13 protein-coding genes and 1 riboswitch are annotated in these 17,766 nt (G+C 53.1%); of the genes, 12 read left to right on the top strand and 1 reads right to left on the bottom strand.

Annotated features, from left to right (window positions below; translation table 11 throughout):
• The 10 genes from KVT28_RS11495 to KVT28_RS11450 all read left to right on the top strand — a co-directional run.
• Positions 1 to 1,869 (top strand): Ig-like domain-containing protein (locus KVT28_RS11495; RefSeq protein ID WP_217548490.1); only part of this gene is annotated, 1,869 nt, incomplete at its 5' end.
• A 52-nt stretch (positions 1,870 to 1,921) separates the two neighbouring features.
• The gene (locus KVT28_RS11490; RefSeq protein WP_217548488.1) at positions 1,922 to 2,806 is read left to right on the top strand and encodes an OmpA family protein; all 885 of its coding nucleotides are present in this window, start codon (positions 1,922 to 1,924) and stop codon (positions 2,804 to 2,806) included.
• 390 nt (positions 2,807 to 3,196) lie between these two features.
• Positions 3,197 to 4,354 (top strand): Ig-like domain-containing protein, encoded by a 1,158-nt coding sequence (locus tag KVT28_RS11485; protein ID WP_101761758.1) that lies wholly within the window; start codon positions 3,197 to 3,199, stop codon positions 4,352 to 4,354.
• A gap of 45 nt (positions 4,355 to 4,399) precedes the next feature.
• A complete protein-coding gene (locus KVT28_RS11480; RefSeq protein WP_101761757.1) occupies positions 4,400 to 4,930 on the top strand; it encodes a hypothetical protein in 531 nt (176 codons plus the stop codon).
• A 131-nt stretch (positions 4,931 to 5,061) separates the two neighbouring features.
• A complete protein-coding gene (locus KVT28_RS11475) occupies positions 5,062 to 5,886 on the top strand; it encodes a hypothetical protein (protein ID WP_101761756.1) in 825 nt (274 codons plus the stop codon).
• Positions 5,887 to 6,043: 157 nt separating this feature from the next.
• Positions 6,044 to 8,413 carry a type I secretion system permease/ATPase gene (locus tag KVT28_RS11470; protein WP_217548486.1) on the top strand — a complete coding sequence of 790 codons (2,370 nt, stop codon included), beginning with the start codon at positions 6,044 to 6,046 and terminating at the stop codon, positions 8,411 to 8,413.
• Positions 8,413 to 9,648: an HlyD family type I secretion periplasmic adaptor subunit gene (locus tag KVT28_RS11465; protein WP_101761754.1), complete on the top strand. Its 1,236-nt coding sequence runs from the start codon at positions 8,413 to 8,415 to the stop codon at positions 9,646 to 9,648. The genes KVT28_RS11470 and KVT28_RS11465 overlap by 1 nt, the downstream gene beginning before the upstream one ends.
• Before the next feature lie 14 nt (positions 9,649 to 9,662).
• On the top strand, positions 9,663 to 11,516 hold the full coding sequence (locus KVT28_RS11460; RefSeq protein WP_217548483.1) for a TolC family protein: 1,854 nt from the start codon (positions 9,663 to 9,665) through the stop codon (positions 11,514 to 11,516).
• A 44-nt stretch (positions 11,517 to 11,560) separates the two neighbouring features.
• Positions 11,561 to 12,253: a response regulator transcription factor gene (locus tag KVT28_RS11455; protein WP_217548481.1), complete on the top strand. Its 693-nt coding sequence runs from the start codon at positions 11,561 to 11,563 to the stop codon at positions 12,251 to 12,253.
• Positions 12,254 to 12,449: 196 nt separating this feature from the next.
• Positions 12,450 to 15,695, top strand: coding sequence for an Ig-like domain-containing protein (locus KVT28_RS11450; RefSeq protein WP_217548479.1), 3,246 nt, complete (start codon positions 12,450 to 12,452; stop codon positions 15,693 to 15,695).
• 82 nt (positions 15,696 to 15,777) lie between these two features.
• Here KVT28_RS11450 and KVT28_RS11445 read toward each other — a convergent pair whose 3' ends face one another.
• A complete protein-coding gene (locus tag KVT28_RS11445) occupies positions 15,778 to 16,215 on the bottom strand; it encodes a 6,7-dimethyl-8-ribityllumazine synthase (RefSeq protein ID WP_101761750.1) in 438 nt (145 codons plus the stop codon).
• 175 nt (positions 16,216 to 16,390) lie between these two features.
• Positions 16,391 to 16,510, top strand: a riboswitch (TPP riboswitch).
• Between the two features lie 129 nt (positions 16,511 to 16,639).
• On the opposite strand from KVT28_RS11445, the gene KVT28_RS11440 reads away from it, so the two are divergent.
• On the top strand, positions 16,640 to 17,584 hold the full coding sequence (locus tag KVT28_RS11440) for an FAD-dependent oxidoreductase (RefSeq protein WP_101761749.1): 945 nt from the start codon (positions 16,640 to 16,642) through the stop codon (positions 17,582 to 17,584).
• Positions 17,568 to 17,765 carry a sulfur carrier protein ThiS gene (thiS, locus tag KVT28_RS11435; protein ID WP_101761748.1) on the top strand — a complete coding sequence of 66 codons (198 nt, stop codon included), beginning with the start codon at positions 17,568 to 17,570 and terminating at the stop codon, positions 17,763 to 17,765. The genes KVT28_RS11440 and thiS overlap by 17 nt, the downstream gene beginning before the upstream one ends.
• Position 17,766: the final 1 nt, after the last annotated feature.

Raw genomic sequence — 17,766 nt, 5'->3', positions numbered from 1 at the left:
GCGGGTGCGCTGAGAGACGGCAACCACAGCTTCGTGGTCACGGCAGTTGACCCGGCGGGGAACACCTCGGCGCAGTCCAACAGCTGGAGCATTGTGGTAGACGCAACGCCTCCAGGAACACCGGTTATCAGCGGTGCATGGGATGACGTAGCAGGCGGCGCGTTTAATGCTCTGGTTGGTCATAACGGCCTGACCAATGATACACGTCCGGAGCTGCGTGGTTCAGCAGAAGCCAACAGTGTGGTCACCATTTACGGTGCTAACGGTCAGGCACTGGCGAGCGTGCTGGCCAATGGCTCAGGTAACTGGGCTTGGACACCACCAGCGGCGCTGAGTCAGGGTCCGAATAACTTCTATGTGAAAGCCACGGATGCAGCGGGTAACAACTCTGCACAGTCTGCCACATTTACACTGAACGTTGACACCAATGCACCAACCGTAAGTATCTCTAAAGTCATTGATGATTTTGGCAGCAGCACCGGTGATATCGCTAGTGGCGGTACAACGGATGATAAAACACCAACGGTGGTAGGTAAGGCTGAAACAGGCGCGACCGTCACGCTGGAGTACAACGATGGGTCTGGTTGGAAAACCGCGACTGTCGTTGTTGCCGACAGTAATGGTGACTGGCGCTGGACGCCGGCAGCCGATATGGCTTACGGCAATTATCAGTTCCGTGCGAGCGGTGTGGATGCCGCGGGAAATACCAGTTCATATTCAAACTTTGACTTGAATATTAAGTCTGGAGTGAGTGTTGAGGAATTCGATCAATTCTTTAACGGCAATGTAACTTTGGCTTCAGGTCTCTCATTGCAGATCCTTAAGGGGCCTGAATATTTACCAATCCCTCCTAATGCGGTGCCGCCATATAATTCGGCAGGTGCTAATAGACAATCATTTAATGATGAGTATAACGTCGCACTGTCGGCGGGAACGATTGTGAAATTCACTATTCCAGGAGGTGCAGAAGAGCTTAGTTACCTGTTGCACGCAACAGCAAATCCTTACACTGGTTATGCAGTACCCGCCACAGCCAAGTATTACTCAACAACCGGGGTGTATTTAGGCCAGCAAATAAATTCAGGGGATACTAGCAATCAGTTAAGAAGCTTTACAGCACCAGCAGGACAAAAGATTGGCTATTTTACAATTGAAAGCGGTATTAACTACGCCCCGCCAGTGGCGGATGGAAAATGGCTTGTTCATAATATTGATTATGTGCAATGGGGTGAAAAAGGCAGCGGTGCAGCGGCCGGTCGTCCAACTTCGAGAATGATGGATGTTGAGGATGATGAGTCAGCGACATTGAGTATTGACGAAAATGGCCATGAGATTAATGTTAATGAGTCTGAAGATCAGTCATTTAACGCTCAGTCGAATTACATGGTAGAGGCAGAAAATAACAACGCAGGCGTCAATGCGTTTGCCTCAGATGCAAACAATCAATCACTGCCAAAAGCAGAGCCGGTTATGCATCTGGAGACCAACACTCATACGTTGGTATTGGAACATGCGGAGCAACCTCTGGATTTCCATAACCTTGTAGCGACTGAAGCACAGGTCACAGTAGTCGATATGGCCAACGGCGAAGCGAACGTGCTGACTATCTCCCTCGGCGATATTCTGGCACACGGTGAAGAACACGCCTTTACGGCGGACGACACCAGGCAGCTGATGATCAAAGGTGACGCAGGCGATGTGGTTAACCTCACCGACCTGCTGCCAGACGGCACGGATCCAGGCAACTGGGCCAAAGCTGAAGGCACCGTCACCGTTGGCGGCGTACAGTACGAGGTTTATCAGCACTCCGGTGCCGATACCGAACTGCTGGTGCAATTGGGTGTGCAGACCAACCTGAACAACCACTAATCCTTTAAACACAATCAAACCGGAGGCTCGCAAGAGCCTCCGTGGAGGAATCATGAAAAAGTTAAATTCTTCGCTGATTGCGATGGTGGTGGCAGGCGGTCTGTTCTCCCTCGCATCACACGCGGCAGTTGAATCAAAAGTGTTCGGCCAAACCTATCAGCCGGTGGCGAGCGTCGCCGCCAGCCAGGCGCAGATCGTCTATTACCGTACCTCGCAAGTCAGTGGTCCTGATGCGGCTCACGTCTATGTCGATGGTGAATACCAATCTGCATTGCTGACTGGCATGTACAGCACCTTCTGCGTGTCGGCGGGCAGCCACTCGCTGGGGGCTTTCCTGAAAGATGCGCCGTACTACAAAGGCAAAGAGGCTCAGCCACACCGCGATAACTTCGAAGGGGGCAAAACCTACTTTGTTAAAGTCGATAGCAACAGCCAGGGCCGTCCTCAGTTGGTTAACGCGCAGCAGGCGAACGTCGAACTGCGCGGCTTACGTGCGCAGGCACACACGCTGGACCGTGCCTCTGCGGTTGAGCAGTGCCGTTATACCGCCAGCAAAACCATGGATTACACCTTGTCGAGCGATGTGCTGTTTGCCTTTGGTAAATCATCACGCAATGACATCACCGGTAAAGGCCGTGACGCGGTCAATGAGCTGATCGGTAAACTGCATAAAGATGGCGTCCAGCTGAACCGTATTCAGGTTATTGGTCATACCGATCCCATCGGTAAAGCAGCCACCAACCTGCGTCTGGGTCAACAGCGCGCGAACACGGTACGAACCATGCTGATTCAGGGCGGCTTGCCCGCGCGTAACCTGAATGCCAGCAGTGCAGGTAGTGACGAACTGGTGGTCGGCGATTGCACCGGTACACGTGCAGAGCAGATCCAGTGCAACGCGCCAAACCGCCGTGTGGTGGTTCGCGTTCAAACGCAGTAATACGATCATTCCGTTGGGTAGCAGGCGTTGCTCAACGGAAGCCCAGTCAACCTTTACACAGTTAAACGGGTCGTTATTTATTGCATGTAGCTAAGGCCAGTGACGTTGTCACTGGCCTTTTTTATTTGTCACATCAATAAACCGCACAAACCCGTAGCGGCACAATTCATTGCGCGATAAATCGCGCCGCTACAAATGTGCGCGCCTGGCAGTGTCCTCATCAAACTCTTCTTGCAACGCAACGGTCAATTCCCGCATCAACCAAGACCCAGCCTGTGGTTGCTTGTAAGACAATTCCGGTACAAATGCACTCCATTACTTACCTGATCCCCGGCACACGGGAAACGAGGCGATTGCGGCAGAGCATCGCCGTACACGAGGAATTTTCCGATGGTAGACATTAACCTGGCGGTAGTCAGCGGCAGACGCATTATTCAGGCAGAAAACCTGCCGCCCAACCCCAATAAGCCCGTTACGGTGAAAGCCGAGAAAGGGGCGCGCTATGTGCTGGCTGAAGGCGAAAGCCTGACTGGTCCAGACATGATTCGTCTAAAGCGCGTAGGCAATGATCTACAACTCACGCTGCGCGGAGACAATCCTGAAACGCCTAATCTAGTGATTGAGGATTATTACGCGCATCCAGGCGAGATTGTCGGTATGGGGGAAGATGGCCAGTGGCATGCCTTTACGTCAGCCAGCGCCGATGCAGAGATGAACCCAGCGGGATTGCAGGATGGCGACTATTCCACGGTGTTGCTCGATAGCGCCGTATTGCCGCCGCTGAGCAATCTGGAAGTCGACGGCAATGCCGCGTCATACGGTTTACTGGCGGTAGCTGCCGCAGCATCTGTTGCCGCTTTGGCGATGCTGACGCGCAGCAACAGCCACGATAAATCCTCTACGCCGCCCCCGCCACCTGAAGAAGAGAAACCCGAAGAGAGCACCGCTGTACCGGACGACCAAACGCCAGGCGAGCAAGCAGACGCGACAGAGGAAACCGAACAGCCCGCTGAAGAAGAAACTCCCACACCGATCGATGAACAAACCCCAATCGCTGCACCAGAAGCCACGTTGGGTAGCATTCATGATGACGTGGGTGAGCAGCAGGGCGCTTTACTGGACAATGACGTTACCGACGACAACACACCAACGTTAAGCGGTGGCGAGCAACAACCCGGTTCAGTGATCCAGATTATTGATAACGGTAACTTGCTCGGCACCACCATTGCCGATGCTGAGGGTAATTGGTCCTTCACACCTGAAGCGGCGCTGCCCAACGGTTCACATGCCTTTGTCGTGGTGGTTACCGATCCAGCCGGAGTCGTTTCCGCACCCTCCGATCCCGCGGTGATAGTGATTGATGCCGCTGAAGAAGCCCCGATTGAAGCTTTAAGCCTTGGCGACTTGCTACCGGCTGATAGCGATCTCAGTGATTGGGCGCAATTCTCCCTCGCAGACGGCGAACGAGCGGATTACAACACAGCCACGCCAGCCGATGACGTCAGCCGCTTGATTGATGACCTGCTCGGCAACCATCCACTTAATTAATCCTGAAAACTGAAACCCGCGACCGATCGTCGTCGGGGAGGAACCATGAAACATTTAACTCACTCACTGATTGTGGCAGCGATGGTCGCCACCTCCATTTTTGCTATTTCCCACGCCAAAGCTGCACCCGAGGCGCGCGCTTTTGGTGAAACCTGGCAGCCGCAAGCGGCACCCGTAAAAGACCAGGCACAAGTGGTGTATTACCGCGTTGGTGAAGCGGGCAAAAAACCTGCCGCGCTGGTCACTCTCAATGGTGAGCTGCACGCCGCGCTGCTGCCAGGCATGTTTACGCGCATCTGCGTTCAACCTGGCACTTACACCCTCGGCGCACTGCTCGATGCGCCCGATGCGCAACAGCAAAACTTCGCCGAGTTTCAGGCCGCATTGAAACCGGGCAAAACCTATTTTGTGCGGGTAAATACGCAGGCAGATGGCAAACCGCAAGCGGTGCGTCGCATTGAGGCTGAACGTCAACTTCCACTATTGCGTTTACAGCAACATGTGCTGTCGCGTTCTTCAGCGGTTGTTGAATGCCGTTATGACGAAGAGCCAAAGTTGAAGAAAGCCAGCCACTGATTCTCACCCTCCCGCAATTTTTTAACGTCACGCCATTGAATGCGTGGTGTTGCGCGCCCGAGTGAACGGTCACCAACATTGGCGACCCTAAAAGGTCAAGGCGCGATTCAAACATTTTTATGAGGTCTATCGTGTTTAATAAATCCTGGATTGTGGCTGCTGGATTGTTAATGGTTTTGCCAGCATCAGCGATGTTACAAGCGCCTAAAGCCTTTGGCGAAAAATACAAACCTGTGCCGCCCGTAGTTAAAGAGCTGACGCAAGTGGTGTATTACCGCGCGAATAGCGATGTGCTGACAGAAGGCCCAGCCAATGTCTACGTTGATGCGCGCTATCACACCAGCCTGTTGCCCGGCGGATTTACCAGCTTCTGCTTAAAGCCAGGCAATCATACCCTTGGCGCCTTTGTGAATGATCCACTGTATCGCGGTAAAACCGAGCACCTGTATCAAGCAGAGTTACGGGGTGGCCGAACCTATTACCTACGCGTTGATGAACAACAGCATCTTACGGATGCCCCCCGCGCTGTACACCGCCAGCATGGTGAAAAAGAGCTCAAACCGAACCGTCGCCAGGTTCATGCGCATTCCCGCGCTGTCACTATTGTCCCTTGTGTCTTTGACCGCGCGTCTGCGCAGAGTGAAAGCCAATATTTGCTGAGCAGCCAGGTGCTGTTTAAGAAAGACGCGGGCATGACCTTGCTGAGCGATGAGGGGCAGAACTCGATAAACGAAGTGGTTGTCACGCTGCGTCAGCAACATCCCATCATTCACAGTGTCGTGATCCGCCTAATTTCGCGCGGAGAAGCGCAGAGCATTCAGCAGGAAAAAGCCAAGGCGTTACGCACAGCACTCACGCTGGCGGCGGTTCCCAGCGAACTCATTTCCATCCAATTCTCATCCTGCGTTGAGAGCTGTCCGACAGCGGAACAAGACGTACAAATACTCGCGATGTAATGGAAAGATGCATTAAAACAGCAATTTATGAGTTGTTCTTTTTACTACTGCCCCCTAAGCAAGACCCGGCTCGTATCGAAACTGGCTGGTAAAAGCGAGAATTTTCTTACACCCCGACATGAGCGGGCCGGACTTAACGAAGAAAGAGATGCGGTGAATGAACGCAACAGATTCTGAAAACCAACAACACGAGCAGGAATTGCAGTCACTGGCACGTGTGCAAACGCGTATTGACGATACGCTGCTGCAAAGCGTGGACTGGATGTGCCGTCACTATGGCCTTGGCCGCAGCTTTGACGCGCTAACCGCAGGCCTGCCAAAAGACGTTTTATTATCGCCATCGCTGGCGCTGACATCACTGGAAAGCGCCGGCATTACGCCAGGCCTGGTCGAACGCAGCCTGTGGGATATCCCACAACAGGTCATGCCCACCATTCTGGTGCGCAAAGGCTCTGGCGGTTGCATCTTGCTTGATCGATCACGCAAGAAAAATGCCGAAGACAAAATGACCTGGTTCTATCAGGTTGTCATGCCAGAAGTAGGCAACCAACCGGTTGAAATTGAACACGCGGAAATCGCCGAGTGGTACAGCGGTTTTGCCATCCTCGCCAAGCCAACGGCCAAGGTAGATCGTCGCGTGGAAGAGGGTCTGCCAGAAAACCAGAAACACTGGTTATTCAGCACATTATGGCGCTACCGCCGTTATTACCGTAGTGCCGCTGTGGCCTCGGTATTGATCAACGTGCTGGCACTGGCAAGCATCTTCTTCACTATGAATGTTTATGACCGCGTCATCCCAAATCAGGCGTTCGTCACGCTGTGGTCACTGGCGATTGGCGTCACCATTGCCATGTTGTTTGAAGGCTTAACGCGTTTTATTCGTGCCCACTTGTTGGATACCGCAGGTAAAAAAGCGGATTTGATTGTCGGCAGCATTTTGTTCCGCCAGGCCATAGAAGTGCGTATGGAGCACAAGCCGGCGTCTTCCGGCACCTTCGCCAACCAGCTGCGTGAGTTCGAATCACTGCGTGATTTCGTCTCCTCCGCCACGCTTGCGGCGCTGGCTGACCTGCCGTTCGTGCTGCTGTTTGTCGGCGTTATCTTTGCGATTAGCGGTCCGCTCGGCTTTGTGCCGCTGCTGATGCTGCCTTTAATCATCATTATCAGCGTCATTATTCAGTGGCCGCTGGCGAAGATCATGAAAGAGAATCTGAAAGATGCCGCGCTGAAGCAGGGCGTATTGATTGAGTCCATCGAAGGTATGGAAACGCTGAAGGCTACTAACGGTCAGGTGCATATGCAACGCCGCTGGCAGAAGTTCAGCGCCTTGCAGGCCAACAGCGGTTCAAAATCCAAGCGTTACTCGACGTTAGCAACGACTTCAGTGACGTTCCTGCAGCAGTTCCAGACGGTGATGCTGATTCTGATTGGCGTCTACATGATTGATGCGGGCGATCTCACCATGGGTGGCTTGATCGGTACCGTGATGTTAGCGGGCCGCGCTACCGGTCCATTGGGCCAGGTCATCGGCTTAGCCACGCGTTATCAGTCATCGAAAGCCGCGCTGGGTTCACTGAACAAGCTGATGGAGATGCCTACTGATCGCGACAGCGAGCAAGAGTACATCGCCAATCCCGAGTTGAAAGGTGATTTGGCATTGAAAGGTGTGGGCTTTTCTTACCCCGCTCCGCCGATGCAGCCAAACCCGGAAATCCTGAAAAACATCAACATTGATATCAAAGCCGGTGAACGTACCGCGATTTTGGGCTCAATCGGTAGCGGTAAATCCACGCTGCTGCGCCTGATGGCGCGCCTGTATCAGCCTACCGGCGGACAATTGTTCACCGATGGTCTGGATGTTAACCAAATCGATCCGGCGGACTGGCGTCGCCATATCGGATTCGTGAGTCAGGATTCACGTCTGTTCTACGGCACGCTACGTGAAAACGTAATGCTCGGCATGCCAGATGCGGCACCCAACGAGTTCTTACGTGTGCTGCGTCTGACCGGGCTGGATCAAATCGCCGCCCGCCATCCGCTGGGTATCAACTTACCGGTAGGTGAAAACGGTTGCAGCTTGTCCGGTGGTCAACGCCAGTTAGTGGCGCTGGCAAGAACATTGCTGAGCCGCCCGGAAGTACTGCTGCTGGATGAACCGACCAGCGCCATGGACAGCCAAACCGAGCAGCAATTCCTGAAGCATCTGCACGGCGCTACCCAGGGACACACGCTGGTGGTGGTCACACACCGTCCGTCACTACTGGCGCTGGTCGATCGCATCATCGTGATTGATGCCGGGAAAGTGGCGATCGATGGACCGAAAGAGGTGGTGTTGGCCCGCCTGAGCGGCCAGCCCGCACCGGTTGCAACCGCCAAAGTCAATCAGGCCGCCCAGCAGCCTGCCGCCAATAACGAGCCTCAGCCCGCTGCAAACCAGCCGGTTGCTGCCACTAAACCTTCCACCCCAATGGTTTCGCGCTCTGCGCCAGCCAAGGCGTCGGACAAAGATGTTGAGGTATCTGCCTGATGGCCAGCTTATTTAAACGTAAACCGAAACTGTCAGCAGTGGACGCCGACTTCTTAGATGACATCCAGTCTTCACTGTTAACCCAACGCACACCGGGGTCACGTGTAGTGCTGTGGGTGGTTATCGCCGTAATTGTGGGGGGGTTGACCTGGGCACATTTCGCCCGTGTGGAAGAGATCACCAAAGGCGAAGCCAAAATCATCTCTAAAAGCCGCGAACAGATCATTCAAAGTCTCGAAGGCGGAATTTTGGCTGAGATGAATGTACGTGAAGGTGAAGAGGTGGCGCGCGGTCAGGTGCTGCTGAAAATCGACCCAACGCGTGCTCAGGCAAGCTATCGCGAAACCCTTAATAAAGTGGTGGGCTTGAAAGCCACTATCGCGCGTCTGCGTGCTGAAGCTTACAACCAACCATTGATCTTTGATGATGAGCAGGTACGTAAAGATCAGATCGTCATTGCCCAGGAAACCAAAGCCTATCAATCACGTAAACGCGCATTGGATGACTCAGTTAGCGCCCTGCAGCGTAGTTATGAACTGTCAATGCGTGAGATTCGCCTGGCACAACCTCTTGCTGCGCGTGGTTTGCTTTCTGAAGTTGAACTGCTGCGTATGCAGCGCCAGGCCAATGAGATTCAGGCACAGATTGTGGAGCGCCGTAACCGTTATCAGGCGGACGCCAACTCCGAGCTCAACAAGCTGGAATTAGAGCTGTCACAAACCAGCGAAAACCTGATTGGTCGCGCCGATATTGTTGACCGCACCACCATCATCGCGCCGGTTAAGGGCACGGTGAAGAACATTCGCTTCAACACCATTGGCGGGGTCATTCAACCGGGTGAACACATTCTGGAGATTGTGCCGCTGGAAGACCAACTGTTGGTGGAAGCTAAGATCCGTCCTTCCGATGTGGCGTTTCTGCACCCGGGATTACCGGCCACAGTGAAAATCACCGCTTACGATTACGCGATTTACGGCGGCTTGAAAGGACAGGTTGAGTTTATCAGTCCAGACACCTTGAAAGATGACGCTAAAGCGGCAGCGGGTCGTCCAGATGACACCTACTACCGCGTGATGGTGTTAACCGATACCAGCGCATTGAATGCCGGCGGCAAAGCGCTGCCGATTATTCCTGGCATGGTCGCGTCCGTCGAAATCCGTACCGGTGAAAAAACCATTCTGGATTACCTGCTGAAACCGGTGATGAAAGCCCGCGAAGCGTTCCGTGAGCGTTAATAGAGGCCAGAATTATGAAACAGATTAAATGTTCACAACGTATGCTTTCATTGCTGATCGGGTCACTGATCGCCGTGCAAAGTGGCACGGCGCAGACCGCGTCGAATGACGATGATGAATTGTTAATGTTCGTGGAAGTTTCGCAGCCTAAACCGGCTGTGAAATCGACGCCGAAAGCCAAAGCCGTCTCAGCAGACGAAATGGCACAAAAACTGGCAATGCGCAGTCAAAGCCTGGTATCACCAACGCCGAGTGCGCAAAAGCCTCCTGTCCAGGCTCCGGCACCGCGATCTGTACCCGTGGCATCGTCGCAAACCCTGCTGGCAAGCGTGCCGGCAGCTAAATCAAGCGCACCGTCATTGGTCTCGCCGGCACCGGCTGCCACCGCGATTGTCACGACGCCAGCACCGATTCGTCAGGCCGCTGCGCCAACGCCAGTACCGCAACGCCAATTGTTAGGTGAAATGTCGCGAACAGAAAGCAACCTGACGAGCAGTGCAGGTAGCAGTGAATTACCGGTATTTAGGCCGGCAACCTCTGCGCCGCAACTCACCACGTTAACGCAAAATGTGGAACCGGCTCTGACACCAGAGCCACGTTTGTCGGTAGCACGTGCGCCGCAGACCGTGGTACAGGCGAGTCCGGGAGAGCTTGAGCTGCGCAACATTTTCTACAGCGCAGTGATGACAGCCTTACAGCGCAGCCCGCAGGTGCGCAGCACACAGCTGCAGATCGAAGCGGCAAAAGAAGATGTTAGCAACGTAAAAGGTCAACGCTGGCCGCAGGTGGATGTCACCTCCAATTCACGTCGTTACGAATTTGGTAAAGGCAATCGCAATGCTAGCGACAGCAATATGCCCGCGTTCGGCGTCAATGTTGCTACTAATTTGATTGATTTCGGCCAGACCAGTAACACCATCAAGAGCAAAGAGTACACAGTAAAAGCGGCGGGTTACCAAAATACCGCGCAGATGGAAGATCTTGCATGGCAGGTGAGTAATGGATTAGTGGAACTCAGTAAGCAGCGTTTAGTGATAGAAATGAGCAAGCAATATGTTGCGCGCATGCAGGAATTGGTCACCATGTTGAGCGGCATTGTTTCTGCGGATCAGGGGCGTCGTAGCGAATTAACACAGGCGAAAGGTCGCTTCTTGCAAGCGCAGTCTGCGTTAGATAACGCGGTTTCTAAAGCACGCGACACGGAAATTCAACTCTATCGTCTGTTAGGTGAGACACAGGTACCGTTACCGCCTGCCATGCAGTGGCAGCTACAACCTTCGCAGTTAGACGTGTTGTTAGCGCAGGTTGAGAAACATCCAACCTTAGCCAAAGCGCAGGCACAGTCTCAAGCCGCGTTCGCAGAGGCGGATGCACTGAAATCATCCTCATTGCCAAAAGTTAACTGGGTGGTGAGCAAGGACACGGGTAAAGACTATTACGGTCGCGAGCAATCATGGCAAACCGGCATCAACGTCAGCTGGGGTCTGTTCCGTGGTGGTTCGGCTAAAGCAGCTGAACAGGCAGCGGTGCAGCGTGCCAGCGCCATGCGCGAAGAGTCTGAAGAGCAGCGTAACGACCTTGAGCAGCGTGTGCGAGCAGCCGATCAGGATGCCCGTTCGATGCTGCAACGCGCCGACCTGTATCGCAATCTTTCACGAGAATCAGACCGTATTCGTCTGGATTTCTTTGACCAGTGGTATCACCTTGGCAAACGCACGCTGTTGGATGTGCTGAGCGCCGAGTCGGATTACTACAACAACCGTGTGGCAGAAGTAACTAACCGCTTTGATGGTTACAGCTCAATATTCCGTGGCTATGCCAGCGCGGGTCAATTAATGAACTGGCTTAAAAACGTGCCACAACGTTAATCAGATAACACCCGCGAAATGCGGAGCGAAAATACGAGATTAAAATGACAATAACAACTTCACCGATCCGTCTGGTTATTCTGGACGATCATCCGATATTTTTGCGTTCGTTTGACGTGCTATGCGCTGGCGAACAAGGTCTGACTATAGTGGGTAAATTCCAGCACAGCCGGGAACTTATTAACTGGCTGCGAATTTCGCATTGTGATGTGCTGGTGCTGGATTATATTTTGCAGAATGATGAGATGGATGGATTATCATTAATAAAACATCTGTTATTACATTTTCCCTATCTTAGAATATTACTTTCTACTTCCGTGGATAGTCTGGCAGTTATTCGTGCAGCTTATATGTTAGGTGTGCGTGGGTATTTATCTAAACGAGAGGAAGCGGCAACCTATGTGTCAGCGATACGCACGCTGGCTAATGGTCAACGTTATGTTCCACAACACATTGCTGAGGGATTGACACAGGTGCCGCTACGAAAAAATGATGAAGAAATTGCCCACGGTATTTATCTGCCTCAAGGCGAAGCCCTTATGCCGGTTAAATTATTGACGCCGCGCGAAGCAGAGGTAGTGAATTGTTATATGGAAGGAATGGAGATTCCAGAAATTGCGGCTAAATTGAAACGCAGTCGTAAAACGGTAAGCGGGCATAAGCAGTCAGCAATGAAAAAGTTAGGTATATGCAGCGATTTGGAATTGTTTAAATATCGCAAGGACCTGTTCAAATAATTAATGCTGTCTGCAGGGTCGCCATTTATGGCGACCGATTTGTGCCAAAAAAGTAAGCTAAAAATATTTAAGGTCAGTATTGCCACTATTAATGATAGCTTGTGACTATTAATAACCAAGACGCGCGCGCTATTGCTCTACTCACCTGCCGGGTATCTTTTGATGAGCTTTACTGTAATTTAAAAGGAACCTATCGATGCAACATTTTACTACTTCTGGCATTAACACCAGCCCCATTCTCGCTATTAATTTTTTACGTACCGAATCTGAAGACTATTTTGTCATTCCCGGCTCGGTGACAGATGAGATACGTCCAGCAGTATATGGTAGCGCTGCACCAAACAGTCGTATCGATCTCTATGATGGACAACATTATCTTGGCAGCGTCGTGGCGAATGAAGCAGGCGAGTGGCGTTTCCAGCCCCCTTCCGAAGCGCCTTTCACTGGCGCGGTGTCACTGCGTGCTGAGCAGAGCGGTGTATCCTCTGCGGCGTTCACCTTTACCGCCGGGGCAACCACCACGCCGCGTGCGCAGATTAAAGGTCTCTACGACGTTGATGCTGCCGATCAGGAGATTCAGCCGGGCAACGCAAGCGCTACGCTCACCAGCGATGCCACGCCGATGATGCTGATCACGGGCCGTCCTGGTGCCACGGTGCAGGTACTGGATAACGGTAAAACCCTCACGACGTTGACGCTGGATGAGGGCGGTAACGCGACCTGGACGATTGCGCCGCCATTAAGCGCTGGTCCGCATGACATCAGCCTCTCTTCCACCGATCAAACGGTGGAGACCGCGCCGTGGAAAATTAACGTGGATGCGGCAAATATCATTAATCCCCTTAGCATTGATGACGTTGCTTTCGATAATGTCGGTGAAACCGGTGATATTCGCCAGGGCACCGTTACGGATGATGCGCGTCCTACCTTCAGCGGTAATGCTGCTGCTCTTCAGATCGTGACGCTGCATGATGAAAACGATCGTGTGTTAGGCAGCGTTCAGGCTGATGAGTCTGGTCGTTGGTCGCTTGAATTGCCTGCTAATTTAAGTAACGGCGCCCATCGTGTGGTGGCAAAGGCCGATGATCAGGTTAGCGAAAGCTTTAATTTTACGGTACAGGTGCCTGTTGGCACGCCTGTTACCATGAATACCTACGCCTACGATAACGTGGCAGCACAAGGTTCATTCCGCTCGGGTGGAACGACCGACGATAATCGTCCCAGCTTCTCCGGCACGGCGGGCGCAGGTCAGGTTGTGACAATCTATGATGAGTTTAATCGTGCATTGGGAACCACAACGGCTAATCGTCTCGGCAACTGGTCGCTGGAGATTAGAAACGAGTTAGCGGAGGGCAACCATAAGCTGGTGGCCAAAACCAGTTCTGGCAGCAGCAGTGCATTTGAGCTGACTGTGGTATCACCAACGGCTTTACCGGTCACGCTCGATCAATATGCTTACGACAATGTGGGCACCAAAGGGCGTTTCTATGCCGGTGCAACCACCGATGATACACGTCCTACTTTCACCGGCACCGCAGGCCCAGGCCAGTTGGTCACGGTGTTTGATGAGAATAATCGTGCCTTGGGTAGCGTGGTGGCTAACCGTGTTGGTAACTGGTCAATCGAGATTACCCAGGCATTAGGTAACGGTAACCACACAATCGTTGCTAAAACCGGGACGCAGACCAGCGCCAGCTTTGAGTTTGTCGTATCAACGCACACCGTCACGCCGGTAACACTGGACCAAACTGCTTACGATAATGTCAAAACGTCGGGCATGTTTGGCGCGGGTGGCACCACTGATGATCAACGTCCTACCTTTAGCGGCACCGCAGGCGTGGGTGAGCTGGTGACGTTGTATGACGAAAAAAACCGTTCGTTGGGCAGCGTCGTTGCAGGCTCTGATGGCCGCTGGTCACTGGAAATCATCCGTGATTTGCAGGACGGCCACCATAATGTGGTGGCAAAAACCGCTACGCAAGTGAGTGGTTCGTTTGAGCTGACGATTGCGACACCGGCCAGTACGCCGGTAGTGATCTCGCCTTCAGCGCTTGATAACGTGGGTGAAAACACAGAATTCCGTGCTGGCGGCAGCACCGATGATAATCGTCCGACGTTTTCAGGTACGGCAGGCGCCAATCAACTCGTGACGCTTTACGATGAAAACAATCGTCCTTTGGGCAGCACCGTAGCCGATAACTCGGGCAAATGGTCTGTTGAAATAATCCGTGAACTGAATGTCGGCCAGCATAGCGTGATGGCAAAAACCGCCACGCAGAGCAGCAGCACCTTTGATTTCACTGTGGTGGCACCTGACTTTACCCCCGTTACCCTCTCTCCATACGCCTACGATAATGTGGGTACTTCTGCATCCATACGCTCAGGTGGCGTAACCGATGATGATCGTCCGAGCTTCTCTGGCAGCGCGGCGGCAGGTCAGCTTGTCACCTTATATGATCAGCAAAACCGTGTGTTAGGCAGTACAACGGCTAACCGCTATGGCAACTGGTCATTGGAAATCACCACGCCACTCAATGAAGGACCAAACAGTGTTGTGGCGATGTCTGGTTCGCAGGTCAGCGGCGCATTTACCTTAACGGTGAATACCGCCAACCTTACGCCTGTCACCATTGATAATCAGTATTACGACAATGTGCGCGTACCGGGTTATGTCACGGTGGGCGAGGGCACCACCGACGATACCCGTCCACGCTTCACTGGCACCGGACCGGCAGGAAAACAAGTTGAGCTGTTCGATGAAAATGGCCGTTCGTTGGGTAAAACCGTCACCAACACGGGAGGGATCTGGCGACTGGAGATCACCAAAGATTTGCATGAAGGCGTGAACCAGGTGTATGCAAAAATTGGTAATCAGATCAGCCAGCCAATTGAAGTGGAGGTTGACACCCATATCCCAACACCATTAAGCATCGACAGCACAGCTCTGGATAATGTTGGTGTGGTCAAAAACATTGTGAATGGGAATATCTTGCCTACCGACGATGATCGTCCAACGTTTACTGGTTCTGCACCCGCAGGTGAAACAGTCACGTTGCTTGATCAGCAAGGTCGCGCGTTGGGGTCTACGGTTGCGGATTCTGCAGGCCGCTGGGAGTTAGAACTCAGCACATCGCTGAACCAGGGTTTGAATCAGGTTACCGCGCAGGTTGGCAGTGAAATCAGTAATACATTTGTGCTGTTTGTTCGTTCATCCGCGGTGTTCGGTGCGATGAGTGAGGAAAGCGAATCCACTTTTAGCATTGAGTCGCTGCTGCAGGATGCTCAACCAGCGCTGTTTGCAACGGTAGCGGAGGAAAGCATCGAGGAAGTTTCGCTGGATATTTCCGCTAACGATATGCGCGTTAATAGCGAAAGCGGCGTAGCAGTGCAAACAGAGAATGGCTGGAAGCCAGACGATCGTGAGGAATTAAACACGTTCTAATTAATGACAATGACGGCACATTATGTGCCGTCATTTCTTTTAGCAGGATCGCTCAATCATCGCATCTGGCAATATTGACGCATCAATCAATCGACAAATTATGAATCGCTAACACCGCGCGCGCCGCTTCTTTGCCTTTCTTAATAAAATGCTCGGTGTAGAAGTTTTCAATCACATCAACCGGCTGGAAATTATGTGGCGTTAATGAAACGGAAAATACCGGTACGTTGGTGGTCAGCTGCACATTCATCAGGCCATCAACCACCGCAGCGGCAACGAAATCATGGCGATAGATACCGCCATCAACCACCAGCGCAGCGCAGACAATCGCATCGTATTTGCCGGTTTCGGCCAGACGCTTAGCCAGCAGCGGCATTTCAAATGCGCCAGGCACTTCCAGCACTTTTAATTCCGCTTCTACGGATTGATCGGCTAATTCTTTTTCAAAACCCACCAGGGCATTATGGACAATTTCTTTGTGCCAGCCGGCTTTAATAAATGCAATTTTAATATTGTTCATGGTTATTCCGACATCACCTGTAATCTGTTCTTGCGCATAAAATAATGTGTTTGTATACCATATGTTACGTTTGTGATCCACAAAGCCTAAGTAGCGATAAATGCCGTGATGCTAAATGCCACGTAAAGCATCCGGTTATTCCGCGCTTGACGGCGACCATCGGCTGCAATACAAATAGACGCGTCGGGGGAGTCTCACCAAAGAGACTGAGAGGCTAATAGCGCACTGCGCGGTTTAGCGACCCTTTGAACCTGACCCAGTTGATACTGGCGTAGGAAGACTGACAGTCTTTTTCATTTGGCTGTCTGGCGCTCAGGCAAGCTCGATGGATGCGCCATTTCCCTTCTCCTGTATCTGCGGGTCTCAGCTAACACTGAGAGGCCGATGTGAATTCCCCCTGTTTGAACATCCTGGAACCGGCGCTGTGAGCCGCTGGAGCGTGCTTGGCTGCGGCGTGGCGGGCCTATGCGTAGCCACTTTGCTGGCGGAACGCGGTGAAGACGTTGAGGTGATGGGCGATGACGCGCGCCGCCCGGCATCGTGGTTTGCTGGCGGCATGCTAGCGCCCTGGTGTGAAGCCGAAAGCGCGCCGCGCGATGTTATCACTGTTGGGCAACACGCCGCCGCGTGGTGGCAACAGCGCGTCAGCAGCGTCGAGCATCAGGGCACGTTGGTGGTTGCGCCGCCGCGCGATAGCCAGGAACTCAACCGTTTCGCCCGCATGACCGAGCAGCATCAATGGGTCGATCCCGCCAACATTGAACCGGCGCTGGAAGGGCGCTTTGCGCGCGGTCTGTTTTTCGCCGGGGAAGCGCATCTCGATCCGCGTCTGGCGTTGCAGGAGATGCGTGACGCGCTGATCGCCCGCGGCGTGTCATTCAGCAATCACGCGCCGAGCGGCCAAATTATCGATTGTCGCGGCATCCACGCCGCGCCGCAACTGCCGCGCCTGCGTGCGGTGCGCGGCGAGATGCTGATTTTGCACAGCGATGAAGTGCAGTTTTCCCGCCCGATTCGTCTGCTGCATCCGCGTTTTCCCTGCTATCTGGTGCCGCGTCGCGGCGGCCACTTTATGCTCGGCGCCACCATGATTGAGAGCGACGATGCCAGCGCCATCAGCGCGCGCGCCATGATGGAGTTACTCAGCGCCGCCTATGCCATCCATCCCGCCTTAGCCGAAGCGCGCGTGATTGAGAGCGGTAGCGGGCTGCGTCCGGCCTATCCGGCGAATCTGCCGGAAATCCACTATCACAATCACACCTTTTATCTCAACGGCATGTATCGCCACGGTTTTCTGCTGGCGCCAATGCTGGCAGAGCAGCTAATGCAACGCATTTCTGGGGAACTTAATAATGAATATTCAGCTTAACGGCCGCCTCATCAACACCCAGGCAACAAGCCTGAGCGAATTGCTGATCGAGCAGCAAATTGATGTGGCCTGCGTCGCTACCGCCTACAACGGTGCTTTTGTGCCAAAAAGTCAGTACGACACGCAGCGGCTGGATGAAGGTTGCCAGCTCGAAGTGCTGTCACCGATGCAGGGAGGTTAAG

The organism is Pantoea sp. GbtcB22, from assembly GCF_019091025.1.
Classification (GTDB): Bacteria; Pseudomonadota; Gammaproteobacteria; order Enterobacterales; family Enterobacteriaceae; genus Pantoea; species Pantoea leporis.
This window is presented reverse-complemented; position numbering and strand designations above follow the sequence as displayed.